Source organism: Brevundimonas sp. Br13 (assembly GCF_055391505.1).
In genome coordinates this window covers 1,448,038-1,474,224 of sequence record NZ_AP044008.1, presented here as the reverse complement: position 1 = coordinate 1,474,224, position 26,187 = coordinate 1,448,038, and the positions used below count along the sequence as shown (strand labels likewise).

At 67.4% G+C, this 26,187-nt stretch carries 27 protein-coding genes; 10 read left to right on the top strand and 17 right to left on the bottom strand.

The window, feature by feature from the left end; all coding sequences use genetic code 11:
- The first annotated feature begins 83 nt into the window (after nucleotides 1-83).
- A complete protein-coding gene (locus tag ACZ5M6_RS07140; protein ID WP_191555672.1) occupies nucleotides 84-1,229 on the top strand; it encodes a DNA cytosine methyltransferase in 1,146 nt (381 codons plus the stop codon).
- A gap of 4 nt (nucleotides 1,230-1,233) precedes the next feature.
- On the top strand, nucleotides 1,234-1,962 hold the full coding sequence (locus ACZ5M6_RS07135) for a GIY-YIG nuclease family protein (RefSeq protein WP_464160018.1): 729 nt from the start codon (nucleotides 1,234-1,236) through the stop codon (nucleotides 1,960-1,962).
- Nucleotides 1,963-2,120: 158 nt separating this feature from the next.
- Here ACZ5M6_RS07135 and ACZ5M6_RS07130 read toward each other — a convergent pair whose 3' ends face one another.
- The 3 genes from ACZ5M6_RS07130 to ACZ5M6_RS07120 all read right to left on the bottom strand — a co-directional run bounded on the left by ACZ5M6_RS07130 (nucleotide 2,121) and on the right by ACZ5M6_RS07120 (nucleotide 5,041).
- Nucleotides 2,121-2,360, bottom strand: a complete 240-nt coding sequence (locus ACZ5M6_RS07130) for a hypothetical protein (protein WP_191555369.1) — start codon at nucleotides 2,358-2,360, stop codon at nucleotides 2,121-2,123.
- A 33-nt stretch (nucleotides 2,361-2,393) separates the two neighbouring features.
- Nucleotides 2,394-4,091, bottom strand: a complete 1,698-nt coding sequence (gene recN / locus ACZ5M6_RS07125) for a DNA repair protein RecN (protein WP_464160017.1) — start codon at nucleotides 4,089-4,091, stop codon at nucleotides 2,394-2,396.
- A gap of 95 nt (nucleotides 4,092-4,186) precedes the next feature.
- Complete coding sequence (locus ACZ5M6_RS07120) at nucleotides 4,187-5,041, bottom strand: outer membrane protein assembly factor BamD (protein ID WP_054765080.1); 855 nt, start codon at nucleotides 5,039-5,041, stop codon at nucleotides 4,187-4,189.
- 191 nt (nucleotides 5,042-5,232) lie between these two features.
- Between ACZ5M6_RS07120 and ACZ5M6_RS07115 the strand changes: the two genes are divergently transcribed.
- Together ACZ5M6_RS07115 and ACZ5M6_RS07110 are read left to right on the top strand one after the other, a co-directional pair.
- Entirely contained in the window at nucleotides 5,233-6,168 is a 936-nt protein-coding gene (locus tag ACZ5M6_RS07115) for a ribose-phosphate pyrophosphokinase (protein ID WP_054765079.1), read from the top strand.
- Nucleotides 6,169-6,256: 88 nt separating this feature from the next.
- On the top strand, nucleotides 6,257-7,366 hold the full coding sequence (locus ACZ5M6_RS07110; RefSeq protein ID WP_464160016.1) for a hypothetical protein: 1,110 nt from the start codon (nucleotides 6,257-6,259) through the stop codon (nucleotides 7,364-7,366).
- An 89-nt stretch (nucleotides 7,367-7,455) separates the two neighbouring features.
- Here the strand turns inward: ACZ5M6_RS07110 and ACZ5M6_RS07105 are convergent, their stop codons facing one another.
- Nucleotides 7,456-7,665 carry a hypothetical protein gene (locus ACZ5M6_RS07105; RefSeq protein ID WP_054765077.1) on the bottom strand — a complete coding sequence of 70 codons (210 nt, stop codon included), beginning with the start codon at nucleotides 7,663-7,665 and terminating at the stop codon, nucleotides 7,456-7,458.
- A gap of 14 nt (nucleotides 7,666-7,679) precedes the next feature.
- On the bottom strand, nucleotides 7,680-8,960 hold the full coding sequence (gene aceA / locus ACZ5M6_RS07100) for an isocitrate lyase (protein ID WP_054765076.1): 1,281 nt from the start codon (nucleotides 8,958-8,960) through the stop codon (nucleotides 7,680-7,682).
- Between the two features lie 157 nt (nucleotides 8,961-9,117).
- On the opposite strand from aceA, the gene ACZ5M6_RS07095 reads away from it, so the two are divergent.
- Genes ACZ5M6_RS07095 through ACZ5M6_RS07085 form a run of 3 tightly spaced genes read left to right on the top strand, consistent with a single transcriptional unit; the run spans nucleotide 9,118 to nucleotide 11,201 of the window.
- Nucleotides 9,118-10,548: a helix-turn-helix domain-containing protein gene (locus tag ACZ5M6_RS07095; protein WP_464160015.1), complete on the top strand. Its 1,431-nt coding sequence runs from the start codon at nucleotides 9,118-9,120 to the stop codon at nucleotides 10,546-10,548.
- A gap of 36 nt (nucleotides 10,549-10,584) precedes the next feature.
- A complete protein-coding gene (locus ACZ5M6_RS07090; RefSeq protein WP_464160014.1) occupies nucleotides 10,585-10,932 on the top strand; it encodes a hypothetical protein in 348 nt (115 codons plus the stop codon).
- Nucleotides 10,929-11,201 carry a type II toxin-antitoxin system RelE/ParE family toxin gene (locus tag ACZ5M6_RS07085; protein WP_182714691.1) on the top strand — a complete coding sequence of 91 codons (273 nt, stop codon included), beginning with the start codon at nucleotides 10,929-10,931 and terminating at the stop codon, nucleotides 11,199-11,201. The genes ACZ5M6_RS07090 and ACZ5M6_RS07085 overlap by 4 nt, the downstream gene beginning before the upstream one ends.
- 4 nt (nucleotides 11,202-11,205) lie before the next feature.
- Here ACZ5M6_RS07085 and ACZ5M6_RS07080 read toward each other — a convergent pair whose 3' ends face one another.
- The 3 genes from ACZ5M6_RS07080 to ACZ5M6_RS07070 all read right to left on the bottom strand — a co-directional run bounded on the left by ACZ5M6_RS07080 (nucleotide 11,206) and on the right by ACZ5M6_RS07070 (nucleotide 14,611).
- Nucleotides 11,206-12,036, bottom strand: a complete 831-nt coding sequence (locus tag ACZ5M6_RS07080; RefSeq protein WP_182714692.1) for a universal stress protein — start codon at nucleotides 12,034-12,036, stop codon at nucleotides 11,206-11,208.
- 71 nt (nucleotides 12,037-12,107) lie between these two features.
- On the bottom strand, nucleotides 12,108-13,556 hold the full coding sequence (locus ACZ5M6_RS07075) for a hypothetical protein (RefSeq protein ID WP_464160013.1): 1,449 nt from the start codon (nucleotides 13,554-13,556) through the stop codon (nucleotides 12,108-12,110).
- Nucleotides 13,557-13,621: 65 nt separating this feature from the next.
- Entirely contained in the window at nucleotides 13,622-14,611 is a 990-nt protein-coding gene (locus tag ACZ5M6_RS07070; RefSeq protein ID WP_464160012.1) for a helix-turn-helix transcriptional regulator, read from the bottom strand.
- 92 nt (nucleotides 14,612-14,703) lie between these two features.
- Between ACZ5M6_RS07070 and ACZ5M6_RS07065 the strand changes: the two genes are divergently transcribed.
- On the top strand, nucleotides 14,704-14,943 hold the full coding sequence (locus ACZ5M6_RS07065) for a hypothetical protein (RefSeq protein WP_054765069.1): 240 nt from the start codon (nucleotides 14,704-14,706) through the stop codon (nucleotides 14,941-14,943).
- A 16-nt stretch (nucleotides 14,944-14,959) separates the two neighbouring features.
- Here the strand turns inward: ACZ5M6_RS07065 and ACZ5M6_RS07060 are convergent, their stop codons facing one another.
- The 8 genes from ACZ5M6_RS07060 to ACZ5M6_RS07025 all read right to left on the bottom strand — a co-directional run bounded on the left by ACZ5M6_RS07060 (nucleotide 14,960) and on the right by ACZ5M6_RS07025 (nucleotide 21,991).
- On the bottom strand, nucleotides 14,960-16,069 hold the full coding sequence (locus ACZ5M6_RS07060; RefSeq protein ID WP_464160011.1) for an acyltransferase family protein: 1,110 nt from the start codon (nucleotides 16,067-16,069) through the stop codon (nucleotides 14,960-14,962).
- A gap of 232 nt (nucleotides 16,070-16,301) precedes the next feature.
- The gene (locus ACZ5M6_RS07055) at nucleotides 16,302-17,723 is read right to left on the bottom strand and encodes an NAD(P)(+) transhydrogenase (Re/Si-specific) subunit beta (RefSeq protein ID WP_228186299.1); all 1,422 of its coding nucleotides are present in this window, start codon (nucleotides 17,721-17,723) and stop codon (nucleotides 16,302-16,304) included.
- A gap of 13 nt (nucleotides 17,724-17,736) precedes the next feature.
- Nucleotides 17,737-18,003 carry a hypothetical protein gene (locus tag ACZ5M6_RS07050; RefSeq protein ID WP_054765066.1) on the bottom strand — a complete coding sequence of 89 codons (267 nt, stop codon included), beginning with the start codon at nucleotides 18,001-18,003 and terminating at the stop codon, nucleotides 17,737-17,739.
- Nucleotides 18,000-18,335 carry an NAD(P) transhydrogenase subunit alpha part 2 gene (locus ACZ5M6_RS07045; protein ID WP_035307110.1) on the bottom strand — a complete coding sequence of 112 codons (336 nt, stop codon included), beginning with the start codon at nucleotides 18,333-18,335 and terminating at the stop codon, nucleotides 18,000-18,002. The genes ACZ5M6_RS07050 and ACZ5M6_RS07045 overlap by 4 nt, the downstream gene beginning before the upstream one ends.
- The gene (locus ACZ5M6_RS07040) at nucleotides 18,335-18,574 is read right to left on the bottom strand and encodes a hypothetical protein (RefSeq protein ID WP_182714698.1); all 240 of its coding nucleotides are present in this window, start codon (nucleotides 18,572-18,574) and stop codon (nucleotides 18,335-18,337) included. Before ACZ5M6_RS07040 ends, ACZ5M6_RS07045 begins: the two co-directional genes overlap by 1 nt.
- Nucleotides 18,571-19,704, bottom strand: coding sequence for a Re/Si-specific NAD(P)(+) transhydrogenase subunit alpha (locus ACZ5M6_RS07035; protein ID WP_464160010.1), 1,134 nt, complete (start codon nucleotides 19,702-19,704; stop codon nucleotides 18,571-18,573). Before ACZ5M6_RS07035 ends, ACZ5M6_RS07040 begins: the two co-directional genes overlap by 4 nt.
- Nucleotides 19,705-19,787: 83 nt before the next feature.
- Entirely contained in the window at nucleotides 19,788-20,060 is a 273-nt protein-coding gene (locus ACZ5M6_RS07030; RefSeq protein ID WP_054765063.1) for an aa3-type cytochrome c oxidase subunit IV, read from the bottom strand.
- A gap of 134 nt (nucleotides 20,061-20,194) precedes the next feature.
- The gene (locus tag ACZ5M6_RS07025; RefSeq protein WP_464160009.1) at nucleotides 20,195-21,991 is read right to left on the bottom strand and encodes a M3 family oligoendopeptidase; all 1,797 of its coding nucleotides are present in this window, start codon (nucleotides 21,989-21,991) and stop codon (nucleotides 20,195-20,197) included.
- Nucleotides 21,992-22,091: 100 nt separating this feature from the next.
- On the opposite strand from ACZ5M6_RS07025, the gene ACZ5M6_RS07020 reads away from it, so the two are divergent.
- Together ACZ5M6_RS07020 and ACZ5M6_RS07015 are read left to right on the top strand one after the other, a co-directional pair.
- Nucleotides 22,092-23,861 (top strand): FG-GAP repeat domain-containing protein, encoded by a 1,770-nt coding sequence (locus ACZ5M6_RS07020; protein WP_348683492.1) that lies wholly within the window; start codon nucleotides 22,092-22,094, stop codon nucleotides 23,859-23,861.
- A 114-nt stretch (nucleotides 23,862-23,975) separates the two neighbouring features.
- Nucleotides 23,976-25,424, top strand: coding sequence for a sigma-54-dependent transcriptional regulator (locus tag ACZ5M6_RS07015; RefSeq protein WP_464160008.1), 1,449 nt, complete (start codon nucleotides 23,976-23,978; stop codon nucleotides 25,422-25,424).
- A gap of 443 nt (nucleotides 25,425-25,867) precedes the next feature.
- Here the strand turns inward: ACZ5M6_RS07015 and ACZ5M6_RS07010 are convergent, their stop codons facing one another.
- Nucleotides 25,868-26,170 (bottom strand): hypothetical protein, encoded by a 303-nt coding sequence (locus ACZ5M6_RS07010; protein ID WP_464160107.1) that lies wholly within the window; start codon nucleotides 26,168-26,170, stop codon nucleotides 25,868-25,870.
- Nucleotides 26,171-26,187: the final 17 nt, after the last annotated feature.

The window sequence follows — 26,187 nt, the reverse complement described above, 5'->3', positions numbered from 1 at the left end:
CACTCGGTTAACCGAGGCTGTGCGAGAGAAACTTGCGCGCGAAGCGGCCAATGCGGCGTCACCGGATAAGGATGTTCGACTCCATGGCTAGTTTCTATGAATTCTTTGCTGGCGGAGGCATGGCCCGCGCGGGTCTCGGCGAAGGCTGGACGTGCTTGTTTGCTAACGACTTTGATCCCAAAAAGGGTTTTGCTTACCAAGCCAATTGGAACGTGAAGGGTGAGTTGAAGATTGGCGATGTCGCCGATGTGAAGGGCGCGGAGCTTCCAGGCCACGCCGACCTCATTTGGGGCTCGTTTCCTTGTCAGGATCTCTCCCTTGCCGGAGTTGGCGCGGGGTTGCGTGGAGATCGGTCAGGAACTTTCTATCCTTTTTGGAGAGTTATCTCCGAACTCATTGAACAAGGCCGTGCCCCGAAGATGGTAGCCGTCGAGAATGTGTGCGGCACTCTGACTTCCCATGGTGGAAAGGACTTCGAAGCAATCTGCAAAACCTTCGCCGACGCGGGGTATAGGTTTGGAGCGCTAGTCATCAATGCCGATCTGTTCGTGCCTCAATCACGCCCACGCCTATTTGTGGTCGGAGTGCACGACACTGTGGAGATTGCCGATACGCTGATTTCTCCTGGACCTTTGGAGCCTTTTCATACGCGCGCCTTACGGCGTGCTGTTGAAAAATTGCCTTCAGAAGTGCGCGAACGACTAATCTGGTGGAATGTGCCGCCTCCTGGGCGGCGCGTGCAGACCTTTGCAGATATCATTGAAGAACAGCCCTCATGCGTCTCCTGGCATACTGCAGAAGAGACGGCGAAGCTGGAGTCGATGATGTCTCCCCTCCACCGCGCCAAGGTCGCTCAAGCCAAGCGCGCCGGTCGGCGGATGGTTGGTGGGATTTACCGCCGGACTCGACTGGACGAAAACGGCAACAAGGTTCAGCGCGCCGAGGTGAGGTTTGACGATGTGGCGGGCTGCCTTCGCACGCCGGCCGGGGGGTCGAGCAGGCAGGTGATCATTGTCGTGGACGGCGTGCGAGTACGGACACGCCTTATTTCCGCAAGGGAGACGGCGCGATTAATGGGGTTGGACGAGGGCTATAAGTTACCTCGAAACTACAATGAGGCATACCATTTGACCGGTGATGGAGTCGCCGTGCCTGTCGTGCGCCATCTGGCGCAGCATGTGTTTGAGCCCATTGTCGAGGCGAAGACAGCCCGACGGCAAGCCGCCTAATTCCATGGCGGCCGGCCGTCCTGACGCGATCAACGCGCCTCCGTTTGAGACGGAGGAACTGCGCAAGCTGTTAGCGACGTTCCTGGATACGCCCTTTGCCACATCCACCGGAGAGGTTCGTAAAGTCGGAGACTTCAAATGGGGCGTCTATGCCTTCTTCGACTATGATCTTGAACCGATCTACGTCGGTCAAACGAACGAAAAGCTTAGAACGCGCATTCGCCGACACCTGACTAATCAACGCACGGACGCAGTGGCGATGTCCGTCCTTGACCCTTTTGAAGTATTCGAGATTGAGGTCTGGCCGTTACCAGATCTGCAGAACATCGACGGCAAGAATCTTGAGGCTCGCTTACAGCTGAACGCGCTTGAGCGCACCATCACTGCAAAGGCTGTGGCAGAGTCCAAGTTTCAGGCAATCCTCAATGAAAAGGATCCGCCTCCTGGCCTAGTGACGATCGACGCCCCGCCGTCTCTGCGCGGGCGCGTGGTATCTGATGCCGTCTATCAGCTCCGGGCGCATCCGGATTTCCGAATCGCGCGTAGATCGCTGATTATTTCGAGGCTCGCTCAGGTGATCTCGGAGCGGAAGGTCCAAGGCGGTTTAAGACGCGTTTTGCTGACTCAAGCGAAGCGTTTGCAGTGGCTCTCAGATCGGCGTTTTCAGGCGTTGGGCGGTGAGAGAACGGTTGAAGCCAACACCGGAGTTGAGGGCAGAGAAGAGGACGAATGAGTCCGCGTGCCTTTAGTCTGAAAAGCTCCTCTGCGATCGTGATGCCCGTCTTCGATCAGCAGACGCCCTTAAACCTTCCTCGCCAACTAGGTCGGTACTGCGGCCCATCAGGAATCAATGTTCAAGGCGCCGCTGAAGACAGGAAGCCCGTTCGTCCGTTACGACAACCGCCCGAATTTGACTATTCGGTCCTCCACATAAGATTCCAGATCGGGATGTAAGGCGAATACCGCATCGGTGATTTTACCGATTTCGGCGATCACGTAACCCGCCTGCATCTTGATGCGGGCACCGTCTTCATTGGGTGAAAATTCCTCGACCGAGACGCCGACCTCGCCCATTTCGCGGGACGCTCGGTAACAGGCTTTCAAAATCAAGATGGCGAATTCTCTATCCACAGCCCTCTCCCGAAATCGGCTTCACAACTCCCCCTACCCGATCAACGCCCTTGCCGCCGCCCGCGCCTCATCCGTGATCTCCGCCCCCGACAGCATCCGCGCGATCTCTTCCTGACGCCTCGCGTCGTCCAGGGCGAGGACGGTGGTGGTGGTCAGGCCGTCGTGGTCGGCTTTCAGCACCTTCCAGTGGGCGTGGCCGCGGGCGGCGACCTGGGGGCTGTGGGTGACGACCAGGACCTGGGCGCCGTTTGACAGGCGTTTCAGGCGCGAGCCGACGGCCTCGGCCACGGCGCCGCCGACGCCCTGGTCCACCTCGTCGAAGATCATGACCGGCTGGCGCATGTCCTGGCGGCCGGCAAGCGCCGCCTTCATGGCCAGGGCGAAACGGGCCAGTTCGCCGCCCGACGCAATGGCGTCCAGCGGACCGAAGTCGGTTCCGGCGTTGGTGGCGATCTGGAACCGCACGGTCTCGACCCCGTCGGGGCCGCGACGGCCCTCGATCGGCTCCAGCGCCACGCGGAACCGGGCGCGCTCCAGCTTCAGCGGGCCCAGTTCGCCCATGACGGCGGCGGTCAGGCGGTCGGCCGCCGCCTCGCGCGCCGAGGTCAGGAATTCGGCGGCGAGATCATAGGCTTCGGCGGCCTGGGCGGCCTCGCGGCCGGCGGCGGCTAAAGCCTCCTCCCCGTCCTCGATCAGACGCAGCTGTTCGCGCAGGCGAATGCGTAAGGACGGCAGGGCGTCGACGGTGGTGTGCAGTTTCCGGGCGGCGGCGCGCAGGGCGAACAGCCGTTCCTCGGCCTTGTCCAGACGGCCGGGCTCATAGTCGAAGGCGTCGGCGGCGGCGTCCACGGCGGCGATGGCCTCGGCCGCCTCGACCAGGGTGCGGTCGATGGCCTCGACGGCGGCCGACAGTTTGACAATGACCGGATGGTCGCCCTCGGCCCCCGCCTGGCCGGCGCGCTGACGGGCGTGTTCGACGGCGCGCAGGGCCGCGCCCAGCTTCTGGCTCAGCTTGTCGCCGCCCAGCTGGGTGCGGGCGTCCGCGAGGTCGGCGATGGCCTTTTCGGCGGCGCCCAGCAGGGCGCGTTCGCCGGCCAGTTCCGTCTCCTCGTCGGGGCGGGGGTCGAGCGCGTCCAGCTCGGCCAGGTTCAGGCTGATCTCCTCGGCGCGGGCGGCGGCGTCGGTGGCCTGGGCCTTCAGCTCGGCCAGCCTGGCCTCGGCGGCCTTCAGCTTTGTCGAGGCGGCGGCGACGGCCTGCAACTGCGGCTGAAGCCCGCCATAGGCGTCCAGCAGTCCCCGGTGGGTGCGCCAGTCCAGCAAGCCCACGGTTTCGTGCTGTCCGTGCACCTCGACCAGGGCGGCGCCGATCTCGCGAAGCGCCGTGACCCCGGCGGGCTGGTCGTTAACATAGGCCCGGCTGCGGCCGTCGGCGTTCAGGACCCGGCGCAGGATCAGCTCCTCGCCCGGCTGCACCTCGAACCCCTTGTCGGCGATCAGGGCCAGCAGGTCGGGATCGTCGGGGGCGCTGAAGACGGCGGTGGCCACGGCCTGTTTGGCGCCGTTGCGCACCAGGCCGGCGTCGCCGCGTCCGCCCAGGGCCAGGCCCAGGGCGTCCAGAATGATCGACTTGCCCGCCCCCGTCTCGCCGGTCAGCACGGTCAGGCCGGTCTCGACGTCGAGATCCAGCACGTCGACCAGAACGACGTCGCGGATGGAAAGGGCGGTCAGCATGACAGTTGGTCGCCGGTGGAACGAATCAGGATCACGCCGTCAGAATCGAGAGATGTGCAGGGATACACAAGGCTATTTCCCCGCCCCCCGGGCGATCAGCCCGGGATGATCCGTTGCAGCCAGCTCTCGCGCTTGGCTTCGGGCGCCTTTTCCGGGGTCTGGCCGTTTTCGGTCAGCAGGGCGTAGGCCTCGGCGTACCAAGGGCTGCCGGGGAAGTTGTAGCCCAGGACGGCGCCGTTGCGGGTCGCCTCTTCCTTCAGCCCCAGCTGCAGATTGACCTCGACCAGGCGGTACAGGGCCTCGGGCGTGTGGGAGGTGCGCTGGAACTCGGGATTGGCGATGACGGCCTTGTAGCGGTTCAGGGCCGCCAGGGGCTGGTTGGCGCGCTGATAGTAGCGGCCGATGTTCATTTCCTTGCCGGCCAGCTGGTCGTTGACCATGTCGATCTTGACGGCGGCGTCGGTGGCGTAGGGGGTGCCAGGATAGCGGCGGGCCACGTCCTTCAGACCGGCCAGGGCGGCGGTGGCGTAGCCCTGGTCGCGGCCCACGTCGGTGATCTGTTCGAAGTTGCAGACGGCCTTCATATAGAAGGCGTAGGCTGCCGACGGATTGCCGGGGAACAGCTGGATATAGCGGTCAGCCGCGGCGATGGCGTCCGTATAGTTGTTGTTCTGATAATAGGCGTAGATCTGCATCAGGATCGAGCGGCGCGCCCAGTCCGAATAGGGGTGCTGGCGTTCCACCTCCTGGAAATAGTCGACGGCGTCGGCCCAACGGCGCTGTTCCAGCCGCTGATAGCCGGTGTTGTACAGCGCCTCGACCGGGCGTTCTTCATAGGCGAGCCTGGGCCGCTTGTTCCCGGCGCAGCCGGAAATCGTCAGAGCGGCGGCCGCTGCGGCCATCAGCACCAGGCCGGAACGGAACTTGGAAACGGACAAGGACGACCCCATGACGAGCGAAAGCGGGGCCCCAAGCCCAGCTTCCAAAAACCAACGCGGCGATCTCTAGCACCCGCGACCGGGGCGCGCCATGCCGAGGAAATCTCCGTGCACGACTTGCCCTGACCGGCTCCGCTGGTAAAGAGCGCGCCAACCGACACCCGTTCATGGGGGGCGGATGACGGCGAAAGGATGACCAGCCGATGAAGCTGCTCTCAGGCAACTCCAACCGAGGCCTGTCTCAGGCCATCGCCGACCATCTGGACGCGCCCCTGACGAAGGCCCAGGTCAAGCGGTTTGCGGACAATGAGGTCTTCGCCGTCATCGAGGAGAACGTCCGGGGCGAGGACGTCTTCATCCTCCAGTCGACCAGCTATCCGGCCAACGACAATCTGATGGAGCTGCTGATCATCACGGACGCCCTGGTGCGGGCGTCCGCCAAGCGGATCACGGCCGTCATGCCCTATTTCGGCTATGCCCGTCAGGACCGGAAGACCGGCGGCCGCACGCCCATCTCGGCCAAGCTGGTGGCCAATCTGATCACCCGCGCCGGCGCCGACCGGGTGCTGACCATGGATCTGCACGCCGGCCAGATTCAGGGCTTCTTCGACATTCCGACCGACAATCTGGTCGCCATTCCGGTCCTGGCCCAGGACGTGAAGGAAAACTACGCCCGGGGCGACGACCTGATGATCGTTTCGCCCGACGTGGGCGGGGTGGTGCGGGCCCGCGCTCTGGCCAGCCGCCTGAACGCCGACCTGGCCATCGTCGACAAACGCCGGCCCAAGGCGGGCGAGAGCGAGGTGATGAACATCATCGGCGACGTCGAAGGCCGTCGCTGCATCCTGTTCGACGACATCGTCGATTCGGGCGGCACCCTGGTCAACGCCGCCAAGGCCTTGATCGACCAGGGGGCGACCGAGGTCTCGGCCTATATCAGCCACGGCGTGCTGTCGGGCCCGGCGGTGCAGCGGATCACCGACGGGCCGCTGAAGGAGCTGGTGATCACCGACTCCATCGAACAGCCCCACGAAGTTTTGAACTGCGCGAAAATTCGCAGGGTTTCCGTGGCTCCGCTGATCGGTGAAGCTATCCGTCGGATCGCCAACGAGGAATCGGTGTCGAAGCTGTTCGATTAATCTTCGGCAAACCCCTTTCGACACGTTATAAGCGCCTTCCAGTACGCGCCCCCGCCGGGGCCTCCTTTCAGTTCTGTGGACGCGCCCTATGCCCAAGGCCTTCATGACCCGCGGCCTTTCGATCGCCGCCATCGCCGCCGCCGCCCTTCTGGCCAGCTGTTCGACGAAAGAGGCCGAACCGGCCGCGCCGCCTCCGCCCCCGCCGCCCCCGCCCGTCTCGCTGAACGAGGGCGTGGCCCAGGCCGCCTCCATCTATGTGGCCTTCCTGCGCGAGGCCGAAACCATCCAGCCGGGCGGTTTCACCGACGCCGAGGCGGTTCAGGCCGCCATCCGCAAGGGCGTCGCCTTTGAGCCCGCCCAGCTGTCGCGCGGCCTGATCGCCTATGGTTCGATCATCGCGCTTCAGTCGCCCGAGTTCGTCGCCGGGGTGCGTCAGTTCGCCGTCGATCCGGTCCAGCGCCAGGAGATGGTCGCCCGCATCGTCGCCGATCCGGCCTATGCCGCCACCCTGCCCGGCGCCGATGCGGCCGCCGGCCTGATCTCGGCGACCATCGCCAAGGACGCGGTCGTCATTCGCGGCATCGCCGAGGCGGTCGAGGCCGACGCCTATACGATCCAGGAGCGCAACGACCCGCGCCGCCGCTGGGCCGTCACCCATATCCCCAACCGCGAGGTTCGGCTGGAGACCGCCAAGACCCTGTCGGCGGCGGCCATGCTGCCCTCGGCGGATGAATCGGCCAAACTGTTCGCCGCCGCCAATTCCGGCGCGGGCCTGGAAGGGGTCGAGGCGTCGCGCAAGGCGCCGCCCTATACGCCGCCGGTCGTGCGGTCCCTGGCCATCGCCGCCCTGGCCGCCCTGGGCGCCGCCGGCGAAGAGGCGCGGGCCAACACCGACGCCCTGGTGGTGGAGCCGAACAACGAATTCTGCCTGAACATGTCCAAGCTGATGCTGTTCCAATGCCTGGCGGCTTCGCGCCCCAGCTATGAGGACATGTTCTGCCTGGGCCGCCACATCACCCGCGACCTGGCCACCTGCACCACCCAGGCGGTGCTGAACACCACCATCACCGTCGGCGCCCCGGAAGAGACCGGCACGCCCCCGCCCCCGGCCCAGACGCCGGTGTCCGTCACCCTGGCGCCGACGCCGGCCGCCGCCTCGGCCCAGGCGTCCGCGCCCCCGTCGTCGGGCGGCCGCTGAGCCCCGCAGCCCCCGCCGATTCGACGCGATAAAAAGGCCCGCCCCGAGCGATCGGGGCGGGCCTCTTGTCTTTGCAGTCGACGCGCGGCCTATTCGTAGCCGTGGGCGGCCTCGTTGATCACCTGGGACGGCATGGACGAGAAGTCCACGGCGATCGGCCTGGCGACCTTGGCCTGATAGGTCCGCAGGACGTGGGTCAGGCGGCGGCGCACCTCGCGTTCGGCCTCGGTTCCGGCGTCGAGCGCCAGGGGCGCCAGGCAGAAGTCGATGATGGCTTCGGTTTGGGTCAGAGGTTCCATGGCGGTTCCTTTCCTTAAGCCGCGTGGGTGAACTGGGCGGTCTCGGTCGAGTCCTTCAGCGCCGTGGTCGAAGACGTGCCGTTGGAGATGACCGTTGCGACCTGATCGAAATAGCCGGTGCCGACTTCGCGCTGGTGGCGGGTGGCGGTGTAGCCGCGCGCCTCATTGGCGAACTCGCGCTGTTGCAGCTCGGAATAGGCCGCCATGCCGTTGTCGCGATAGCCGTCCGCCAGCTCGAACATCGAGTTGTTCAGGGCGTGGAAGCCGGCCAGGGTCACGAACTGGAACTTGTAGCCCATGGCGCCCAGCTCGCGCTGGAACTTGGCGATGGTGGCGTCGTCCAGCTTGGCCTTCCAGTTGAAGGAGGGCGAGCAGTTGTAGGCCATCAGCTTGCCCGGATATTTCTTCTGGACGGCTTCCGCGAACTTCTTGGCGTCGTCCAGATCCGGATGCGAGGTCTCCCACCACAGCAGGTCGGCGATGTTGGCGTAGGACAGGCCGCGCGCGATGCAGTGGTCCAGACCCGTGCCTTCCTTCAGGCGGAAGAAGCCCTCTGGCGTGCGGTTGTCGCGGTCGATGAAGGGCTGGTCGCGCTCGTCGATGTCCGAGGTGATCAGCTGCGCGCTTTCGGCGTCGGTGCGGGCGACCGTGATGGTCGGCGTGCCCATGACGTCGGCGGCCAGACGCGCGGCGACCAGATTGCGTTCATGCGCCTGGGTCGGGATCAGCACCTTGCCGCCCAGGTGGCCGCACTTCTTCTCCGAGGCCAGCTGGTCCTCGAAGTGGACGCCGGCGGCGCCCGCCTCGATGAAGGCCTTCATGATCTCGAAGCTGTTCAGCGGCCCGCCGAAGCCGGCCTCGGCGTCAGCGACGATGGGGACGAACCAGTCACGCTTGGCGCCGCCCTCGGCGTGCTCGATCTGATCGGCGCGCTGAAGGGTGCGGTTGATGCGGCGGCACAGTTCCGGCGCGGCGTTGGCCGGGTACAGGGACTGGTCGGGATACATGGCGCCGGCCGTATTGGCGTCGGCCGCGACCTGCCAGCCCGACAGATAGATGGCCTTCAACCCGGCGCGGACCATCTGCATGGCCTGGTTGCCGGTGACGGCGCCCAGGGCGTTGATGAAGGGCTCGTCGTGCAGCAGCTGCCACAGGCGATTGGCGCCCCGCTCGGCCAGGGTGTGGGTGATCGGCACCGAGCCGCGCAGGCGCAGGACGTCTTCGGGCGTATAGGGGCGCTCGATGCCGTCGAAACGGCCGGCGGGCGAAGGAACCAGGTCGGCGAAGGTGGTCATGGTCGAACTCGTCTTCTGAAAGGGCGCGGCCGCAGCCGCCGTCTCAGGGACAAGAACACGTAGAAGTCACGAATGACACAGGATCGCGCCGATCAATGAAGTCAGTTTGTCACATCATGACTTTGCATAGCCAGTCATAGTGTGACATTCTTCAGCCATGGACACCGCCGCCGATCGCAAGCTGTTTCTGGGGGCCCGGCTGAAGCGGCTGAGGCGCGACCTTTCCCTGACCCAGACGGCCATGGCGGCCGACCTGGGGGTTTCCCCCAGCTATCTCAACCACATAGAGCGCAATCAGCGACCGGTGTCGGCCCAGTTGCTGCTGCGTCTGGCCGAAACCTATGACGTCGATCTGCGCAGCCTGAACCAGGGCGGGGCCGTCGATGAGGCGCGGCTGGGCGAAGTCTTGGCCGATCCTCTGTTCAAGGGCTTGGCCCTGCCCCGTCACGAACTGGTGCAGGTGCTGGAAGAGGCGCCGGGCGTGGCCGACGCCCTGCTGCGCCTGTATCGGGCCTTTGACGACGGCCGCGCCAAGGCCCGCGCCGCCGCCGAGACCGGCGAAGGCCTGGTCGAGGCCAGTCCCGCCGAATGGGTGCGCGAATATATCCAGTCGCGCGGCAACCACTTTCCCGAACTGGACCAGATGGGCGAGGCCCTGGCCGAGGTCCTGGCGGCCGAGGCGCCGGCCCATGCCGACGGTTTCGAACCGGCCGCGCGCCAGCGGCTGGCGGCCAAACACGACCTGGGGGTCCGCACCCTGCCGGCCGAGGTCATGGTGGAATGGACCAGGCGCTATGATCTGCACCGCCGCCGTCTGCTGCTGTCCGAGACCCTGGGCCCGTCGTCTCGCGCCTTCGCCATCGCCTATCAGCTGGCCCTGGCCGAGCACGGACAGGCGCTTCACGACATGGTCCAGGCCGCAAACGCCCCGGACGGACCGACGCGCTCCCTGCTGAAGGTGGCCCTGACCAACACCCTGGCCGCCGCGATCCTGATGCCCTACGCCGCCTTCCAGCGGACGGCCGAGGAGACCGGCTATGACCTGGCGCGGCTCCAGGCCCGGTTCGGGGTCAGCTATGAACAGGCGGCGCACCGGCTGACGACCCTGTCGCGGCCGACGGCGCGGGGCGTGCCCTTCTTCCTGATGCGGGTGGATCAGGCGGGCAATATCTCGAAACGCTATGCGGCGGGCGCCTTTCCCTTCTCGCGCTTCGGCGGCGCCTGTCCGCGTTGGCGCCTGCACAGCGCCTTTCGCACGCCGGGCCGGATCATCACCCAGATCATCGAGACGCCAGACGGCGGCCGCTGGTTCACCTTCGCCCGCACCGTCGAACGCCAGGGCCGGGACGGCTATGGCGAGGCCCAAGACCTGGCCGTCGGCCTGGGCTGCGAACTGCGCCATGCGCACCGGCTGGCCTATGCCCACGGCCTGGATCTGGAGCGGCCCGAGGTCACCCCCATCGGCCCCGCCTGCCGCCTGTGTCACCGCCACCCCTGCGCCGAGCGCGCCGCCGCCCCCATCGACCGGCCCCTGGCCGTGGACGACTGGGCCAAGTCGGTCAGCCCCTATCCGTTCGCCGCGACATGAGTTCACAACCACTCATAGTTGTGAGATGATGCGGATATGGCCGATCACGTCCTGACCCTTACCCTGACCGAAGAGGCGCTTGAGCGGCTTAAGGCCGCTGCGCGCGCGGCGGGCATGGAGCCGGAAGCCTATGCCGTCGCGGTTCTAGATCGAGCGCTCGCAAGCGGGCGTGACGCCGCTTCCGGCGACTTCGAAGTTCGGGAGACGGACGCCGCCTTCATCATGGACAGCCCAGAGCCTTGGCCTCCGACCACGCCCTATGACACCACCGAGGCCAGACGTCGGCTGGCTGAGTATGACCGCACCGGCAAGTTCGTCGATTTCGAGGACTGGGCGGCGGATTTCGAAGCTGAGATCGAGGCCATGTTGAAGGCCAAGGCTTGAAGATACGGCTGTCGCCCGATGCGATTCAGGATCGCCGACGGGTCATCGGCTTTCTGCGGGGCGTCAATCCAAACGCCGCCCGAAGAGCAGGCCATATCATCACCAGGTCCATAAGCCAGCTGGCGGACACCCCGATGATCGGGATCGACCTGGACGGTCTGCGCCACCTCTACATCCCCTTCGGCGACAGCGGCTATGTGGTCCAGTACCGCGTCGATGCGGACGCCGTCGTCGTCGCCCGCATCTTCCACGCCCGCGAGGACCGCTGAGGCCTCAGTGGCTGAACAGCAGCCAGGACTGGCTGCGGTTCAACAGGGCCTGGGTGACGCCGCCCAGGACCCATTCGCGCATTCGCGAATGCCCCCAGGCGCCGGCGACGATCAGATTGGCGCCCGTCTGTTCGACCAGGGCCAGGATGCGGTCGCCGGCCGGACGTTCGTCGCGGACCTTGGCCTCGCTCTCGGCGACGACGCCGTGCCGACGCAGCCAGGCGGCGACGTCGGCGACGCGGGCGGCGGCCGCTGCAGCGTCGGCCGAAGCGCAGATCTCGACCACCTGGACCTCGCGCGCCTGTTTCAGCAGCGGCAGGGCGGCGGCGACGGCGCGCTGGGCCTCGCGCCCCTCCTTCCAGGCCACCAGGGCGACGCCGTCCACCGGCGCGGCCTGGGCGCGCGGCGGAGCGACCAGGACAGGGCGACCGAGATTCATGATCAGGTCGCCCGCGTCCGGCGCCCGATAGGGCAGACGGCCGGCGTCTCGGCCGATCAGGATCAGGTCCGCCGCACGCGCCTGGTGCCCGACGCAGGCGGCGGGATAGCCGGTTTCGGCCCGCCATTCATGGGCGATGCCGGTGTCCTTCAGGGCGTCCAGAAAGCGGGTCTTGGCGGCGGCCAGCTCCCCGTCCGCCTGATCGCGCCGCAGGGTCAGGATCTCGCCGGCCATGCCGCCGGCGACATAGGCGTCCACCAGGGGCGGCTCCGGCTCGCTGACGGATATGCCGATCAGGGTCGCGTCGAAGACGACCGCGAGATCGCGCGCAAAACCAATCCGGGCGACATTGTCGGCCTCGTCGTCCACATAGACCATCAGGCTCGAATAGGTCATGGCGATGCTCCTTGTTTCCGGAGCCTGGATGCGCCCGCCGGGCCGGTCCCGCCTTGATCCGCGTCAAACCTTCAACTGAGCACCACCCGGCCGTTCTCGAGGCGGAAGGCGACGCCGGTGCGCTGGAACAGGCGGGCGATGACGGCGGACGGATCAGCCACGCCCCGGTCCAGCAGGGTGGAGATGTCATTGGCCAGGGTGGGGTCGCGCGACAGGCGGGTCAGGGCGCCCAGCCATTCGTCGCGGCTGAGGATCCCGTCGTCATTGTCCCGCCGCTGGAAGTCCGCCACCACGTCGAAGAAGTCTCCCCCGCCCGCGCGCCGCTCGGCCCCTTCGATGACCAGGCCGAACACTGCGCCGCAGGCGTAATAGGCGCGGTTGTCGCCCCGATCGCCCGCCGAGGCCAGGGGCCTGCCCGCCGCCAGCCGAACGCAGTCGTCCACCTCGCGCTGAAGCTCGGCCCGATCGTCATAGACGGGGTCGATGGCCTTCAGGGCGCGCACGGCCATCAGGTCGGCGCCGCCCTCGGTGATCCAGGCTTCGCGGGCGTACTGATACCTGAGCCCCTGCGAGCCCAGCCAGAAATGCGCCGCCTCATGGCCGATGAACCAGCGGGCGCGGGCCAGGGCCTGGGCGTCGGGGTCCAGCACCCCCTCGCCTTCAAAATTCATCGAGATCAGACCCGGCAGGACGCTGCCGCCCATGCTGGACAGGGATTTGGTCGGGCCGGTCCAGCTGACCATCAGGGTCGGGGGCTCGCCCTGGGCTGGGCCCAGACGGCGGGCGTAATAGGCCATGACCTGGGGCGTGAAACCGGCCAGTTGGTCGCCCAGCCAGCGCGGCAGACCAGGGTCGATGACGGTGGTGATCCCGTCGCCCCGGCGCGTCGTGGCGTCGCCGAACAGGACATAGGTCTGGGCGTCCACGGCGGTCGCCTCCGGCTTGCGCTCGCCCTTGAACAGGATCGGCCCGGACCGGTCGCGCCAGGTCACGGCCGCCGGACCGCCCGGCACCTCGACGCCGTTCAGATCGCGCGGCAGGGCGCGGGCGGCGGCGACGGACTCCAGCGGAATGACGTCGAACTGGCCGGAAAACAGCGCCACCGTGCCGTCCGAAAAGACGAGAGCCGGATCATATTCGGCCTCAAGATCGCCGGGGCGCGGCGTCATGACGATGCGCACGTCGCGCGGCACAGGACCGCCGTCGGTCGAGCGCAGCACGTCATAGTCCCCCACCCGCTCCAGCACGACGCCCGGCGTCTCCACCCGCCACCAGTCCGGCCGCCAGGGCCGGCGGCTCTCGCGCAGCAGGGCCGACCGGAAGAAGGCCCAGACCGGCGCGTCGCGGTCCAGCACATAGTCGGCGGTCCACCGGTCACCGTCGCGCTGGACGGTGACGGCCACGCGGCCGTCCTCGGCCGTGACCGGACCTTGAACCGCAACGACGGTGGGCGAGGCGCAGGCTGTGACGGCCGAAAGTCCGATCAAGCCTGCACAGATGAGGGCCGTCTTCAGACGCATGAAGCTCTCCGATAGGTCATGGCGGCCATAGCGACGGCCGGCGACAGCGTCACCTTAAGCCTTGTTCATCCGCGGGCCGCGTCCAGAGCGCGTCCGGCCGCCGCCAGTTCCCCGGCCATGACCGCCTTCAGCCGTTCGGGCGCCAGGATCACCGCCTGTTCGCCCCAGGTGAACAGGTGCCAGGCCAGTTCGCGCATGCCGGACGCCCGGAAGCGCACCACGACGCTTCCGTCCGGCTGGTCCTCGAAGGTCTGGGTCGGGTGCCAGCGCCAGCCCCTGGCCTCGGCCGCGCCTTGCGGGGCGATGCGCAGGACCACGTCCTCGATCTCGTCCTGATAGATGCCGAAGGACTGGCTGGCGAAGACGTTCAGGTCGAAGTCGGGCGGCGGGATCGCCACCCCGTCCTGAGCGGCGACATGGCTCATCCGGTCCAGACGGAAGGTCTGGATGCGGCCGGTCTCGCGATCGGCGGCGACCAGATAGTTGGCGCGGCCGAACATGACCCCGCAAGGGGCGACGCTGCGGCGGCGAGGCTCGGCGCCCGGCCGGGAATAGGTAAAGCCCAGCGGCTGTTGGGCCAATATGGCCCCGCGAATGGCGGTCAGCATGGCCTCGTCAGCCGAGGGACGCGGCCCGGCCTGGACGGCGATGGTCTCGGCCCGGACCAGGGCCTCCAGGTCCGGCGCCATCCGGTTCAAGGTGGTGGAGCGCATCGCCGCCTTGAGTTTCCGTTCGAGCGCCTCCAGCGCCGCCGCCCGCGCCGGTTCGCCCGCCGCGCGCAGGGCCGCCGCGGCCTTGGTCAGCTCCAGCATCTCGGTCGCGGTCGGCGCCTGTTCGAAGGCCGACAGGCCGCCGCGAATGCGCCAGCGTTTCGACGGCGGGTCCGACACCTCCTCCACCGTCGGGAACAGCATGAAGACGGCGTCGCGCATCCGCTCGGCGGTGCGGCGGCTGACGCCCATGTCGCGCGCCATCTCGTCCAGGCTCAGGCCCTCGGCGCTGGCGGCCAGGCGCCGCGCCAGGTCGATCACCATGGCCGCCTTGTCGTGTCTCACCGTCGCTCCTGAAAGATACGTCCGTTTCTGACGCATCAGTGCGCCATAACACAATCATCGACAAGAGGCCGACCGCTTCAGGAGATCATCAGATGGCTCAGTTCCAACCGACCGCCCCCCTGGCCCACAAGGCCGTCAACGCCAACCGCTACATCATCGTGCCGTGCGAAGCCGACGGATCGTCGGACCTGGCCGTCATCTGGGATCGGCTGGAGGAACAGGTGGTGGACGTCATCTCCGCCGCCGCCAGCAGCCGCTATTCCGACGAAGACATGCTGTGGGACGAGGCCCGGTCGGAGTGGGACGCGCCCGAATGGCGGATGGCGGCCTGAACTCAGGCCGTCTTCATCAGGCGGCTTTCGGCTTGGTCCAGCGATCAATCAGCCGCTGGGCCGGGCGTTCGACGTGATTGTGCGCCACCACCGCGACCCCGACGATGAAGCCGAACAGGCCGAGCGCGAACAGGTCGTTCAGCCAGACCGAGCCGAAATCGACGCGCCTGCCGCCGGGCATCCAGTCCAGCTTGCGCGCGATGATCAGCATCACGGTCAGGATGAACATGTGGACCATATAGATGGAGAAGGACCAGCGCCCCAGGGTGACCAGGGCCGGATGGTCCAGCAGGCGCGACACCCGTCCCTCCTCGCCCGCAAACACCCAGACCAGGACGACGAAGACCACGGTGACGGCCACCGTCACCGGTCCCTGGGCCCAGGCCACGAAGAGGCAGACGGCCGCGACGGCGGCGACCTCCAGCCCCGTGGCGGCCAGCCCCTTCAAGCGGGGGATGTTCAGCCATAGGCCCTGGAGCAGACAGCCCAGGAAGAAGCCGTAGACCGCGCGCGGCACGGCGAAGTCATAGGTGGTGTTCATCCAACGCCGGGCGTAGCTGACCACCAGCACCCCGCCAATGACCGCCAGCACCAGGCCGATCCAGCGGAATCGCTTGGGTGCGACCAGCACCAGGCCGGCGAAGATCAGATAACAGGCCCATTCGGCGCTGAGCGTCCACGACGGCCCGTTCCAGGTCAGATAGGGATGGACATGCCAGGCCTGGATCAGGGCCAGATTGGTGAAGATCGCCTCCACCGACCGGTCGCGCGTAAAGGGCTCGGCCCCGTCGAAATGGAAGACGAGCCGCGCCACCTCCAGCCCGATGAAGGCGGCCAGCATCAGCACATGCATCGGCCAGATCCGCCCGAACCGCCGCACCATGAACCGGCCCGCGTCCTGCGCCGTCTTCAGCCGCTCGGCATAGGCGTGGGCGATGACGAAGCCCGAGAGGACGAAGAAATAATCGACGAACAGATAGGCGTGCTGGATGAAATCCCAGGTCCGCCAGTGGCTGGCCACCGGCATGTGGAACATCACCACCAGAACGGCGCACACCCCACGCAGGGAATCCAGGGCTTCGAACCGGCGATGGGCGGCGGGGGCGGGTTTGGACAGGACGTTCACGGTCGCGTGATAGCGCCGGTCAAGCTCGGACGATAGGGGTTTCAGCGGTTGGCGAGACGATGGGAGCCGCGAGCGATGTCGGCCTCCCCTGCGCCTGTGATCCCACCCCATTTCCCGTCATCCCAGGGCTCGTCCCTGGGATCCATACGCCCGGTGTCGAACATCGACGCACGACGTCAAAACCGGGAGTATGGATCCTGGGCACAAGGCCCAGGATGACGACGGTGGAAGGTCACAGCCCCTTCACGATCCCCTCGACCATCTTCTTCGCATCCGCGAACAGCATCATGGTGTTGTCGCGGAAGAAGAGCTCGTTCTCGACGCCCGCATAGCCCGAGCCCATGCCGCGCTTGATGAACAGCACCGTCCCGGCCTTCTCCACGTCCAGGATCGGCATGCCGAAGATGGGCGACTGAGGGTCGGTCTTGGCGGCGGGGTTGGTGACGTCATTGGCGCCGATGACGAAGGCGACGTCGGCGGTGGCGAACTCGGCGTTGATGTCCTCCAGCTCGAACACCTCGTCATAGGGGACGTTGGCCTCGGCCAGCAGGACGTTCATATGGCCGGGCATGCGGCCGGCGACGGGGTGGATGGCGTATTTCACCTCGACCCCTTCTTCCTTCAGCTTGTCGGCCATTTCACGCAGGGCATGCTGGGCCTGGGCCACGGCCATGCCGTAGCCGGGGACGATGATGACCTTCGACGCATTCTTCATGATGAAGGCGGCGTCCTCGGCCGAGCCCTGTTTGACCGGCCGCGTCTCCCTGGCCCCGCCCGCGCCGGCCGCCGCCGCATCCCCGCCGAAGCCGCCCAGGATGACGCTGACGAAGCTGCGGTTCATGCCCTTGCACATGATGTAGCTCAGGATGGCGCCGGAACTGCCGACCAGGGCGCCGGTGATGATCAGGGCGATGTTCTCAAGCGTGAAGCCCAGCGCCGCCGCCGCCCAGCCGGAATAGGAGTTCAGCATCGACACCACCACCGGCATGTCGGCGCCGCCGATGGGGATGATCAGGGTCGCGCCCAGCACCAGGCTGAGGATGAAGACGCCCCAGAAGGCCCAGACGGCCGAGCCGCCCGTGCCGATCAGAATCCCGATCAGAAAGACCAGGGCCAGGCCCAGGCCGACGTTGATCAGGTGCCGCGCCGGCAGGAGGATGGGCGCGCCCGACATATTGCCGTTCAGCTTGGCGAAAGCGATGACCGAGCCGGTGAAGGTGATGGCCCCAATGGCGACGCCCAGGCTGAGCTCGACGATCGACAGGGTTTTGATGCCCGTCCCGTCCTCGGCCAGAATGCCGAAGGCCTCGGGTGCATAGATGGCGCCGATGGCGACCAGACAGGCGGCCATGCCGACCAGGCTGTGGAAGGCCGCGACCAGCTGGGGCATGTCGGTCATGGCCACGCGCCGGGCGATCAGGGCGCCGATCCCGCCGCCGACCACGACCCCGCCCGCGATCAGCCCCAGGGTCAGGGGGTCCAGGGCCCGCGTGGCGGCGAGCGTCAGCAGGGTCACGCCGATGGCCAGCGCCATGCCGATCATGCCGAAGGTGTTGCCCTGGCGGCTGGTCTCGGGGCTGGACAGGCCGCGCAGAGACAGGATGAACAGGACGCCGGAAACCAGATAGGCCAGCGCGGCCAAGGATGCGTTCATCACGCCCCTCCCCTCAAGACGTGCGCGCCAGCCGCCACAGGGCGGCGGCGATGAACAGGGGGCCGATGAAGAACAGGGCCCATTCGAAAACGCCCAGCTGCCGGTCCTGGGTCACGACCCGGACCAGAATGGCCGAAAACACCAGGGCGATGCCGCAGTCGTGCAGCCGCTGGCGCTTGATCGGAACCTTGGTCCCGAACCAGCCGTACAGCCACAGGCCGAAACCGACGCCGGTGGCGATCCAGGAGCCGGTTATGGCGATCTGGGCGGGGTCGATCATGCCGCGCCCTTGGGAGCCGGCCGCTCCTTCTTCTTGTACATGGCCAGCATCCGTCGGGTGACCATGAAGCCGCCGAAGATGTTGACGCTGGCCAGGGTCACGGCCGCCACGCCCGCGCCCTTGGCGATCCAGGCGCTGGGGCCGGTCGCATCGCCCGACACGGCCGCCGCCGCAATCAGGCCGCCGACGATGATGACGCTGGACACCGCATTGGTCACGGCCATCAGCGGCGTGTGCAGGGCCGGCGTCACGCTCCAGACGACATAATAGCCGACGAAGATGGCCAGGACGAAGATGGCCAGGCGAAAGACGGTGGGATCGACGTGTTCCATCAAGCGCCTCTATTTTCAATGCGTTCGTCAATGCTGAGCGCAACGAGAAGAACGCCTGCTATCGCCATATTGACGAGGATCGCGGGAACTTCGTTCAGCACGCCCAGGATCAAGGTCCCCTGCGAAAATCCACGCGATACGCCGAGGCTCATGACCAAGCCCGAGTGAAACACCGGTCCTGCCAGCAGTACGAGGAGGGCGAACTTCCTCAAAACGTTTCTGGCTTTGACGGTAATCATCCCCTCACCCCCTCATGCACTACGGCCCCGCCGTGCGTCACAACGGCCGCCTTCAGAATCTCGTCCTCAAGATCGACCGCCAGCCCCCCGTCCTTGACCATCAGCCCCACAAAGGCCGTCAGATTGCGGGCGTACAGGGCGCTGGCGTCGGCGGCGATGCGGCCGGGCAGGTTGGACCAGCCGACGATGGTGACGCCGTTCGCGGTGGTCACGACCTCGTTGAGCTTCGAGCCCTCGACGTTTCCGCCCGCCTCGACCGCCAGATCGACGATGACCGAGCCCGGCTTCATCGATGCCACATGGGCCGCCGTCAGCAGCCGCGGCGCCGGGCGGCCGGGGATCAGGGCGGTGGTGATCACCACATCCTGTTTGACGATGTGAGATGCGGTCAGTTCGGCCTGTTTGGCCTGGTACTCCGCCGACATCTCCTTGGCGTAGCCGCCGGCGGTCTGGGCGTTCCTGAACTCCTCGTCCTCGACGGCCAGGAATTTGGCGCCCAGGCTTTCGACCTGTTCCTTGGTGGCGGGGCGGACGTCGGTGGCGGTGACGACGGCGCCCAGACGCCGCGCCGTGGCGATGGCCTGAAGCCCGGCGACGCCCACGCCCATGACGAAACATTTGGCGGCGGCGACCGTGCCGGCCGCCGTCATCATCATCGGGAAGCCCTTGCCATAGGCGTAGGCCGCCTCGATCACCGCCCGGTAGCCGGCCAGATTGGCCTGGGACGACAGGACGTCCATCACCTGGGCGCGGGTGATGCGGGGCACGAACTCCATGGCGAAGGCGGTGGCGTTCGCCCCCTTCAGGGCCTCGACCGTGGCCTTGTCGCGCCAGGCGTCCAGCATGGCGATCACGATCGCACCGGGCTTGAGCGCGCTGATTTCCTGGGCCGTGGGGCCGCGCACCTTCAGCACGACGTCGGCGCCGTCCAGCACGGCGCGGGTGTCAGGCTTCACCGTGGCGCCGGCGGCGGCGTAGTCGGCGTCGGGAATGGACGAGCCCAGGCCGGTCCCGGCCTCGACCGAGACGGCGGCGCCGAGCGCGATCAGCTTCTTGACCGTTTCAGGCGTGACGGCGCAGCGCGTCTCGCCTTCGCGACGTTCACGGGTGGCGGCGATAGCGACGGCCAAGCGAATCCCCTCTCATTGAAGCTGGGAGACGAGCCTAGGCCGGTTCCACCGACGCCGTCAAAGACCCGTGTCGGGCGAACGGATCAGTGGCCGGCGCCGCCCTTGGGCTTGAGAGCCCAAAAGCCGACGGCGGCCAGAACCGCCGCCCCTATGAAGCCCGCGACGAAGGTTCCGCCCGGATGGAACCACAGGGTCAGGAACACGAGCACGCAGGCCACAGCCAGGGCGCCCCATTTGGTCAGGCCCATGAACAGGTGGAAGGTCGAGACTTGTTCATTGATCTGCATATCCCCCCGGACATAGGCGCTCGCATCGGCGTCGGCCTGGGCGGTGGCGGGGTTTTTGGCCTTGGCCATGAGAGCTCCCTCGGTCTTGTCGTTGGCGCGACTATAGCGCGGGTTCGACGCCGCTCAAGCTCACACCGAGGAATGGCGAGGGGTGCGGGGTGTGGGGTGTGGCGGCAGCGGCCCACACCCCGCACCCCACATCCTCACCCCAACGCCTCGAACTGATCCACCAGCCGCTCCAGCCGCTTGCAGCCCACGCTCCAGAAGGCCGGGTCGCGCGGATTGAGGCCGAAGGGCTTCAGCGCCTCGACATAGGTCTTGGCCCCGCCCCCGGCCAGCAGGTCGCGGTACAGGGGGGTGAAGCCCTTGGGATCGGCCCGTCGCGCCTCCATCAGGGCCGCCACCAGCAGGTCGCCGAAGGCGTAGGCGTAGACGTAGAAGGGCGAGTGGACGAAGTGGCTGACATAGGACCACCAGTGCTCATAGCCGGGGTTCAGGGTGACGGCCGGCCCCAGCGAAGCGCCCATTTCGGTCAGCCACAGTTCGTTGATCCGCTGCTGCGAGACCTCGCCCTTCTGGCGTTCGTCGTGGAAGCGGGTCTCGAACCGGTGGAAGGCGATCTGGCGCACCACGGTGTTCAGCCCGTCCTCGATCCTCCCGGCCAGCAGACCACGCTGCTCGCGCTTGGGCGCCGTGGCCAGCAGACGGTCGAAGGTCAGACCCTCGGCGAAGATGGAGGCGGTCTCGGCCAGGGTCAGAGGGGTGTCGGCCAGAAGCGTGCCCTGGTCCGCCGCCAGGGTCTGGTGCACCCCGTGGCCCAGTTCGTGGGCCAGGGTCAGGACGTCGCGCCGCTCGCCCATCCAGTTCAGGAAGACATAGGGATGGCGGTCGGCGGTGACCGGATGGGCATAGGCGCCCGATTGTTTGCCCGGCCGGGCGCGGCCGTCGATCCAGGGCCGGTCGAAGAAGCCGGCGGCGCGTTCGGCGAACTCGGCCCCCAGGTCCGAGAAACTGTCCAGAACGATCTCCCGGCCCTGGCTCCAGGTGAAGGCGCGCGGGGCGGTGGTCTCGATCGGGGCGTTGCGGTCCCAGTGATCCAGCCGCGCCTTGCCCATGGCCTTGGCCTTCAGGGCGTAATAGCGGTGGGACAGGCGCGGATAGGCTTCGGCGACGGCCTCGGCCATGGCGTCCACCGCCTCGCCGTCGACCTCATTGGCCAGGTGTCGGCTGTCGGCGGGGCGTTTGAAGCCGCGCCAGCGATCCTCCATCGCCTTGTCGGCGGCGACGGTGTTCAGCACCAGGGCCAGGGTCGGGGCGCGGGCGGCTAAAGCCTCCGACAGGCCCTCGGCGGCGGCCTTGCGCCGCGCGGGCTTGGGATCGGACAGGCGGTTCAGCGCCTCGGCCAGGGTCAGGCTCTCATTCCCTGCCTTGGCGCGCAGCGCCGCCAGCTGTTCGTCGAACAGGCGCGGCCACTGGGCCGTGATCGGCCCGCGTTCGGCGATGAAGGTCTCCAGCTCGCTGGACAGTTCATGCGGCTTCATGGCCCGCACCCGCCGCAGCCACGGCCGCCAGCGCGCGGCCCCCGCGTGGGCCTGAAGCGCGACCTCCAGGGCGGCGTCGTCGATCTGGTTGATCTCCAGCGTCAGCCAGACGGTCGGGGTGGCGATGACGGTGATCTTTTCGCGTACATCCGCCTCGAACCCCTGCGCCCCCGCGTCGTCCCGCGCCGTCGAGGCCGACAGGAAGGCGTAGGCGCCGAGCGCGCCCAGGATGTCGGAGGCCTGCTCATAGAGGCTGATGGCCTGATCCAGCACCGCCCCCAGGGCGGCCGGATCGCCCGACGCCCCCGCCAGCCGCCCGCGCAGGCCGTTCATCTCGTCCACCAGGGCGCGCGCCCGCGTCAGGTCGTCGGCGAGCCGGGCGTCGTCCCGCGAGGCGTAGAGGTCGGACAGGTCCCACAGGGGGGCGTCGATGTCGGGGGTCTTGAAGGGGGCGTTCATACCCCTGTTTTGGGGAAGGTTCGGCCGTGCCGCAACCGCGCGCCGCTATCTTGCCGTATCCAGCTGCCTCATACTGGGCCGCAACACGGGGGCGAGCGTCATGAACGAGTGGATGCAGGACGGCGGACGCAAGGGGCTGGACGGGCAAGGTCGGCTGTTCGCCGCGCGCCTGGCGACCGGTTTGATTCAGGGCGGCGCCCTGTATCTGCTGTACCGGGCGGCCGAGGTCGGGATGTGGCCCGACACCCGGCCCGAGGTGTTCGGCGGGCTGGCCCTGGCCTTCGGCTATGCGCCCGCCGTGCTTCTGGCGGCGGTTGGACGGCTGAAGCCCCTGCCGCTGGCTCTGTGGACGGCCGCAGCGGCGACGGCCCTGTTCCTGATGGGCTGGCACGACGTGGCGCGGCGGGTGATCCCCGAAAACGACCAGGCCCCCTATCTTGAGGTTCCCGTCCTGGCCTTCAGCGCCGCCGCCCTCTTCGTGGCCCACCACCTGATCCTGCCGGCGATCCGCGAACGGCGCTGGCGGGCCGATTATCACGCCTATTTCGACGTGGCCTGGAAAGCGGGCGTGCAGCTGGCGCTGTCCCTGGGCTTCACCCTGGCCTTCTGGCTCCTGCTGCAACTGGGCGCTGCCCTGTTCCACGTCATCGGCGTCAAGGCCCTCAGCTCCCTGATCGGCGAGGCCTGGTTCGCCATACCCGTCACCTGCCTGGCCTTCGCCCTGGCGGTCCAGCTGACCGATGTGCGCGACGGCCTGATCCGGGGCGTGCGGACCGTGGCCCTGATGCTGCTGTCCTGGCTGCTGCCCGTCATCGCCCTGCTGACGGCGGGCTTTCTGGCCGCCCTGCCCTTCACCGGCCTGGAGCGCCTGTGGGACACGGGCAGCGCCACGGCCCTGGTGCTGGCCGCGGCCGCCGCCCTCATCATCCTGATCAACACCGCCTATCAGGACGGACGGCCCGACAATCTGCCGCCGGCGGCCCTGCGGATCGCCACCCGGATCGCCGGGGTTCTGGTCGCGCCCCTGATTGGCTTGGCCTTCTGGGGTCTGGCGCTGCGGATCGGCCAGCACGGCCTGACGCCGGATCGGATCATCGCCCTGGCCTGCGCGGTCGTCGGCGCCGTCTATGCGGTCGGTTATCTGATCGCGGCCGTGCGGCCCGGCGGCTGGATGCGCCCGCTGGAGACGACCAATGTCGCCGCAGGCGTTCTGGCCGTCGCCGCCGTCCTGGCCCTGTTCAGCCCCCTGCTGGACCCCGCGCGCCTGTCGGTCGCGGACCAGGTGGCGCGGCTGGAGCGCGGGGCGGTGAAACCTCAGGATTTCGACTTCGACTTCCTGCGCTTTGACAGCGGCAAGGCCGGTCTGGCGGCTCTGGACCGGCTTATGCGGTCGTCGGATGCGAAGACCGCCGAATTGGCACGCGAGGCCAGGGTGCGCGTAAATCGCGAGGCCTATTCCATCCAGGACCGGAATGAACGGGCGGCGGCCGTCCGCATCCAACCTGTCGCCGGCCAGACGACGCCGTCCAGCTTCACCGCACAACTGAGCCGGCAAGACAGTCTCATGTACGCCTGCAACAATGAGGCTCCCTGCCGTCTGCGCACCCTGGACCTGGACGGCGACGGCCGGGTCGAGGTTCTGCTGGCGGCGCCGGGGAGCATCATGGCCTTCGCCCAGGACGCCGGGGGACAATGGTCGCAAACCGGGTCCTACAGCGCCGTATGCGGGACGGCGGCGCCGAAGGATCTGCTGAACGCCTTCGCCGAGGCTGTGACGGTCGCCCCCGCCAGCCTGCCCAACCTGGTCGTGGGCGGTCGGACGCTGAAAGCCCAGCCGCAGATCCGATGCGAAGAGCCAAACACCCGTTAACCCCCCGGTCACCACGCCCCCTCACCCGTTTTTCACCTCGTCGCCCTTAGAAGTCGTCCCGAAACGGGCCAGTCCGATCCACGGGCGGCCCATCGGTGATGACAAGGGACGCCCATGGCCAAGACCGTTCTGGTGGTCGACGACGATCCGACCCAGCGCCGCCTGTTGCAGGCTGTGCTCGAACGCGACGGTCACGCCGTGGTCCATGCCGCAAGCGGCGGCGAGGCGATCGACCGGATGACGCGCGGCGGCGGCGCCGACGTCATCCTGCTGGACATGATCATGCCCGAGATGTCGGGTCTGGAGTGTCTGGCCGAGCTGCGCAGCGGGGGCTTGACCACGCCGGTCATCGTGCTCACGGCCAACGGCGGCATCGACACCGTGGTCAAGGCCATGCAGGCCGGCGCCCAGGACTTCTTCGTCAAGCCGGTCGGGCCCGAACGCCTGCTGGTCGGGGTGCGCAACGCCCTCAAGCTGGAGCAGCTGACCACCGAGGTCGGTCGTCTGACCAAGCGGGTCCAGGGCCGCGCCAGCTTCGACGACATCATCGGCGACAGCGCCCCCATGCGGATGGTCAAGGCCCTCGGCGCCCGGGCGGCCAAGTCCTCCATCCCCGTCCTGATCACCGGCGAGAGCGGCGTCGGCAAGGAGGTGATCGCCCGCGCCCTGCACGGCGCTGGCGACCGGGCCGGCAAGCCCTTTGTAGCCGTCAACTGCGGCGCCCTGCCCGCCAATCTGGCGGAATCCATCCTGTTCGGCCACGAGAAGGGCGCCTTCACCGGCGCCGTCGACAAGACTCTGGGCAAGTTCCGCGAGGCGGACGGCGGCACCCTGTTTCTGGACGAGATCGGCGAACTGCCGCTGGATCTTCAGGTCAAGCTGCTGCGCGCCCTGCAGGAAGGCGAGATCGACCCCGTCGGCGGCAAGCGCCCGGTCAAGATCGACGTCCGCATCGTCTCGGCCACCAATCGCGACCCCACTCAGCAGGTCAAGGACGGCGCCTTCCGCGAGGATCTGTTCTACCGGCTGAACGTCTTCCCGATCGAGGCGCCTTCCCTGCGCGACCGGCGCGAGGACATCCCCGCCCTGATCGATCATTTCATCGCCCGCTTCAACGCCGAGGAGGGCCGCCGCATCGCCGGCTGCGCCCCCGAGACCCTGGCCATGCTCCAGGCCTATGACTGGCCCGGCAATGTGCGCCAGCTGGAGAATGCGGTGTTCCGCGCCATCGTCCTGGCCGACTCGCCCTTCCTCCAGCCCTATGACTTCCCGTCCATCTCGGGCGTGGCCGCGCCCCTGCCCGATGCGACGCCCACGCCGCCCGCCGCCGCGCCGTCCTACGCCGACCTGCCGCCCCTGCCGGAACAACCGATCCGCATCCTGGACGACCGCGGCCATCTGCGGACCCTGGAAGACATTGAGCGCGACCTGATCCAGCACGCCATCGAGGTCTACGCCGGCCATATGAGCGAAATCGCCCGCCGCCTCGGCATCGGGCGCTCGACCCTGTACCGCAAGGTCCGCGAACAGGGGTTGGAGGGGCAGCTGAAAGAGGCGGGGTGAACGTCACTCGCCTGTTTCCAGCCGCTTCAGAAACGCCTTCACACCCCCCTCACCGTCATCCTCGGGCTTGCCCCGAGGATCGGGCGCCCAGCCGCACAGACTGGGGTAAAGGTCCACCCACTCAGGGTTCGTCCGCTCGATCAACTCGAGCTTCCACACGCGATTCCAACGCTTCAGCGCCTTCTCTTTGCGGATGGCGGCGGTGACCAGCTCGAATTGCTCTTACCAGACCAGCAGACCGCAACCATAGCGACGTGCGAAACCTTCGAACGCTCTGTTCCTGTGTTGATGGCCGCGCTCATACAGGTTCGAGGTCATGCCGATGTAGAGGACGCCGTGTGGGCGGCTGGCCTCGATGTAGGTCGCGATGAAAGGTCGACGCTCACTCATCAACGCTGAGTTGCGGATAACCCGATCCTCGGGTCAAGCCCGAGGATGACGATCTATTCGATATCTTTTGGCTTCCGCCCCCACCGCCGCTTCGGTTCTTCGCCCTTGGCCTTGGCGGCGATCTCCTTCAGCTTGCGGCCCTGCATGGCCGACAAAGCCTGGCCCGGCGCGCCCTTTTCGAGGTCGGCGAAGGCGCGGCCGTGGGTTTTCACCCGCTCGCTGACCGAATCAAGGAACTCCCCCTCCCATTCGGACAAGGAAACGCCCGCCTTCTCGGCTGAGCGGCGGGCGCGTTTGAGAGCATTGAGCGCAGACCGCTGGGCGGCCTTGCGCTGCTGGTCCCAAGGGCTCAGCAGCTCCTTTTTTGAGGCGC

What these genes read in the sequence shown, in the direction of transcription:
- ACZ5M6_RS07140 (WP_191555672.1), top strand. Translation starts at nt 84, where the DNA reads ATGGCTAGTTTCTATGAATTCTTTGCTGGCGGAGGCATGGCCCGCGCG.
- ACZ5M6_RS07135 (WP_464160018.1), top strand. Translation starts at nt 1,234, where the DNA reads ATGGCGGCCGGCCGTCCTGACGCGATCAACGCGCCTCCGTTTGAGACG.
- recN (WP_464160017.1), bottom strand. Translation starts at nt 4,091, where the DNA reads ATGCTGACCGCCCTTTCCATCCGCGACGTCGTTCTGGTCGACGTGCTG.
- ACZ5M6_RS07120 (WP_054765080.1), bottom strand. Translation starts at nt 5,041, where the DNA reads ATGGGGTCGTCCTTGTCCGTTTCCAAGTTCCGTTCCGGCCTGGTGCTG.
- ACZ5M6_RS07115 (WP_054765079.1), top strand. Translation starts at nt 5,233, where the DNA reads ATGAAGCTGCTCTCAGGCAACTCCAACCGAGGCCTGTCTCAGGCCATC.
- ACZ5M6_RS07110 (WP_464160016.1), top strand. Translation starts at nt 6,257, where the DNA reads ATGCCCAAGGCCTTCATGACCCGCGGCCTTTCGATCGCCGCCATCGCC.
- ACZ5M6_RS07105 (WP_054765077.1), bottom strand. Translation starts at nt 7,665, where the DNA reads ATGGAACCTCTGACCCAAACCGAAGCCATCATCGACTTCTGCCTGGCG.
- aceA (WP_054765076.1), bottom strand. Translation starts at nt 8,960, where the DNA reads ATGACCACCTTCGCCGACCTGGTTCCTTCGCCCGCCGGCCGTTTCGAC.
- ACZ5M6_RS07095 (WP_464160015.1), top strand. Translation starts at nt 9,118, where the DNA reads ATGGACACCGCCGCCGATCGCAAGCTGTTTCTGGGGGCCCGGCTGAAG.
- ACZ5M6_RS07090 (WP_464160014.1), top strand. Translation starts at nt 10,585, where the DNA reads ATGGCCGATCACGTCCTGACCCTTACCCTGACCGAAGAGGCGCTTGAG.
- ACZ5M6_RS07080 (WP_182714692.1), bottom strand. Translation starts at nt 12,036, where the DNA reads ATGACCTATTCGAGCCTGATGGTCTATGTGGACGACGAGGCCGACAAT.
- ACZ5M6_RS07075 (WP_464160013.1), bottom strand. Translation starts at nt 13,556, where the DNA reads ATGCGTCTGAAGACGGCCCTCATCTGTGCAGGCTTGATCGGACTTTCG.
- ACZ5M6_RS07065 (WP_054765069.1), top strand. Translation starts at nt 14,704, where the DNA reads ATGGCTCAGTTCCAACCGACCGCCCCCCTGGCCCACAAGGCCGTCAAC.
- ACZ5M6_RS07055 (WP_228186299.1), bottom strand. Translation starts at nt 17,723, where the DNA reads ATGAACGCATCCTTGGCCGCGCTGGCCTATCTGGTTTCCGGCGTCCTG.
- ACZ5M6_RS07050 (WP_054765066.1), bottom strand. Translation starts at nt 18,003, where the DNA reads ATGATCGACCCCGCCCAGATCGCCATAACCGGCTCCTGGATCGCCACC.
- ACZ5M6_RS07045 (WP_035307110.1), bottom strand. Translation starts at nt 18,335, where the DNA reads ATGGAACACGTCGATCCCACCGTCTTTCGCCTGGCCATCTTCGTCCTG.
- ACZ5M6_RS07040 (WP_182714698.1), bottom strand. Translation starts at nt 18,574, where the DNA reads ATGATTACCGTCAAAGCCAGAAACGTTTTGAGGAAGTTCGCCCTCCTC.
- ACZ5M6_RS07030 (WP_054765063.1), bottom strand. Translation starts at nt 20,060, where the DNA reads ATGGCCAAGGCCAAAAACCCCGCCACCGCCCAGGCCGACGCCGATGCG.
- ACZ5M6_RS07025 (WP_464160009.1), bottom strand. Translation starts at nt 21,991, where the DNA reads ATGAACGCCCCCTTCAAGACCCCCGACATCGACGCCCCCCTGTGGGAC.
- ACZ5M6_RS07020 (WP_348683492.1), top strand. Translation starts at nt 22,092, where the DNA reads ATGAACGAGTGGATGCAGGACGGCGGACGCAAGGGGCTGGACGGGCAA.
- ACZ5M6_RS07015 (WP_464160008.1), top strand. Translation starts at nt 23,976, where the DNA reads ATGGCCAAGACCGTTCTGGTGGTCGACGACGATCCGACCCAGCGCCGC.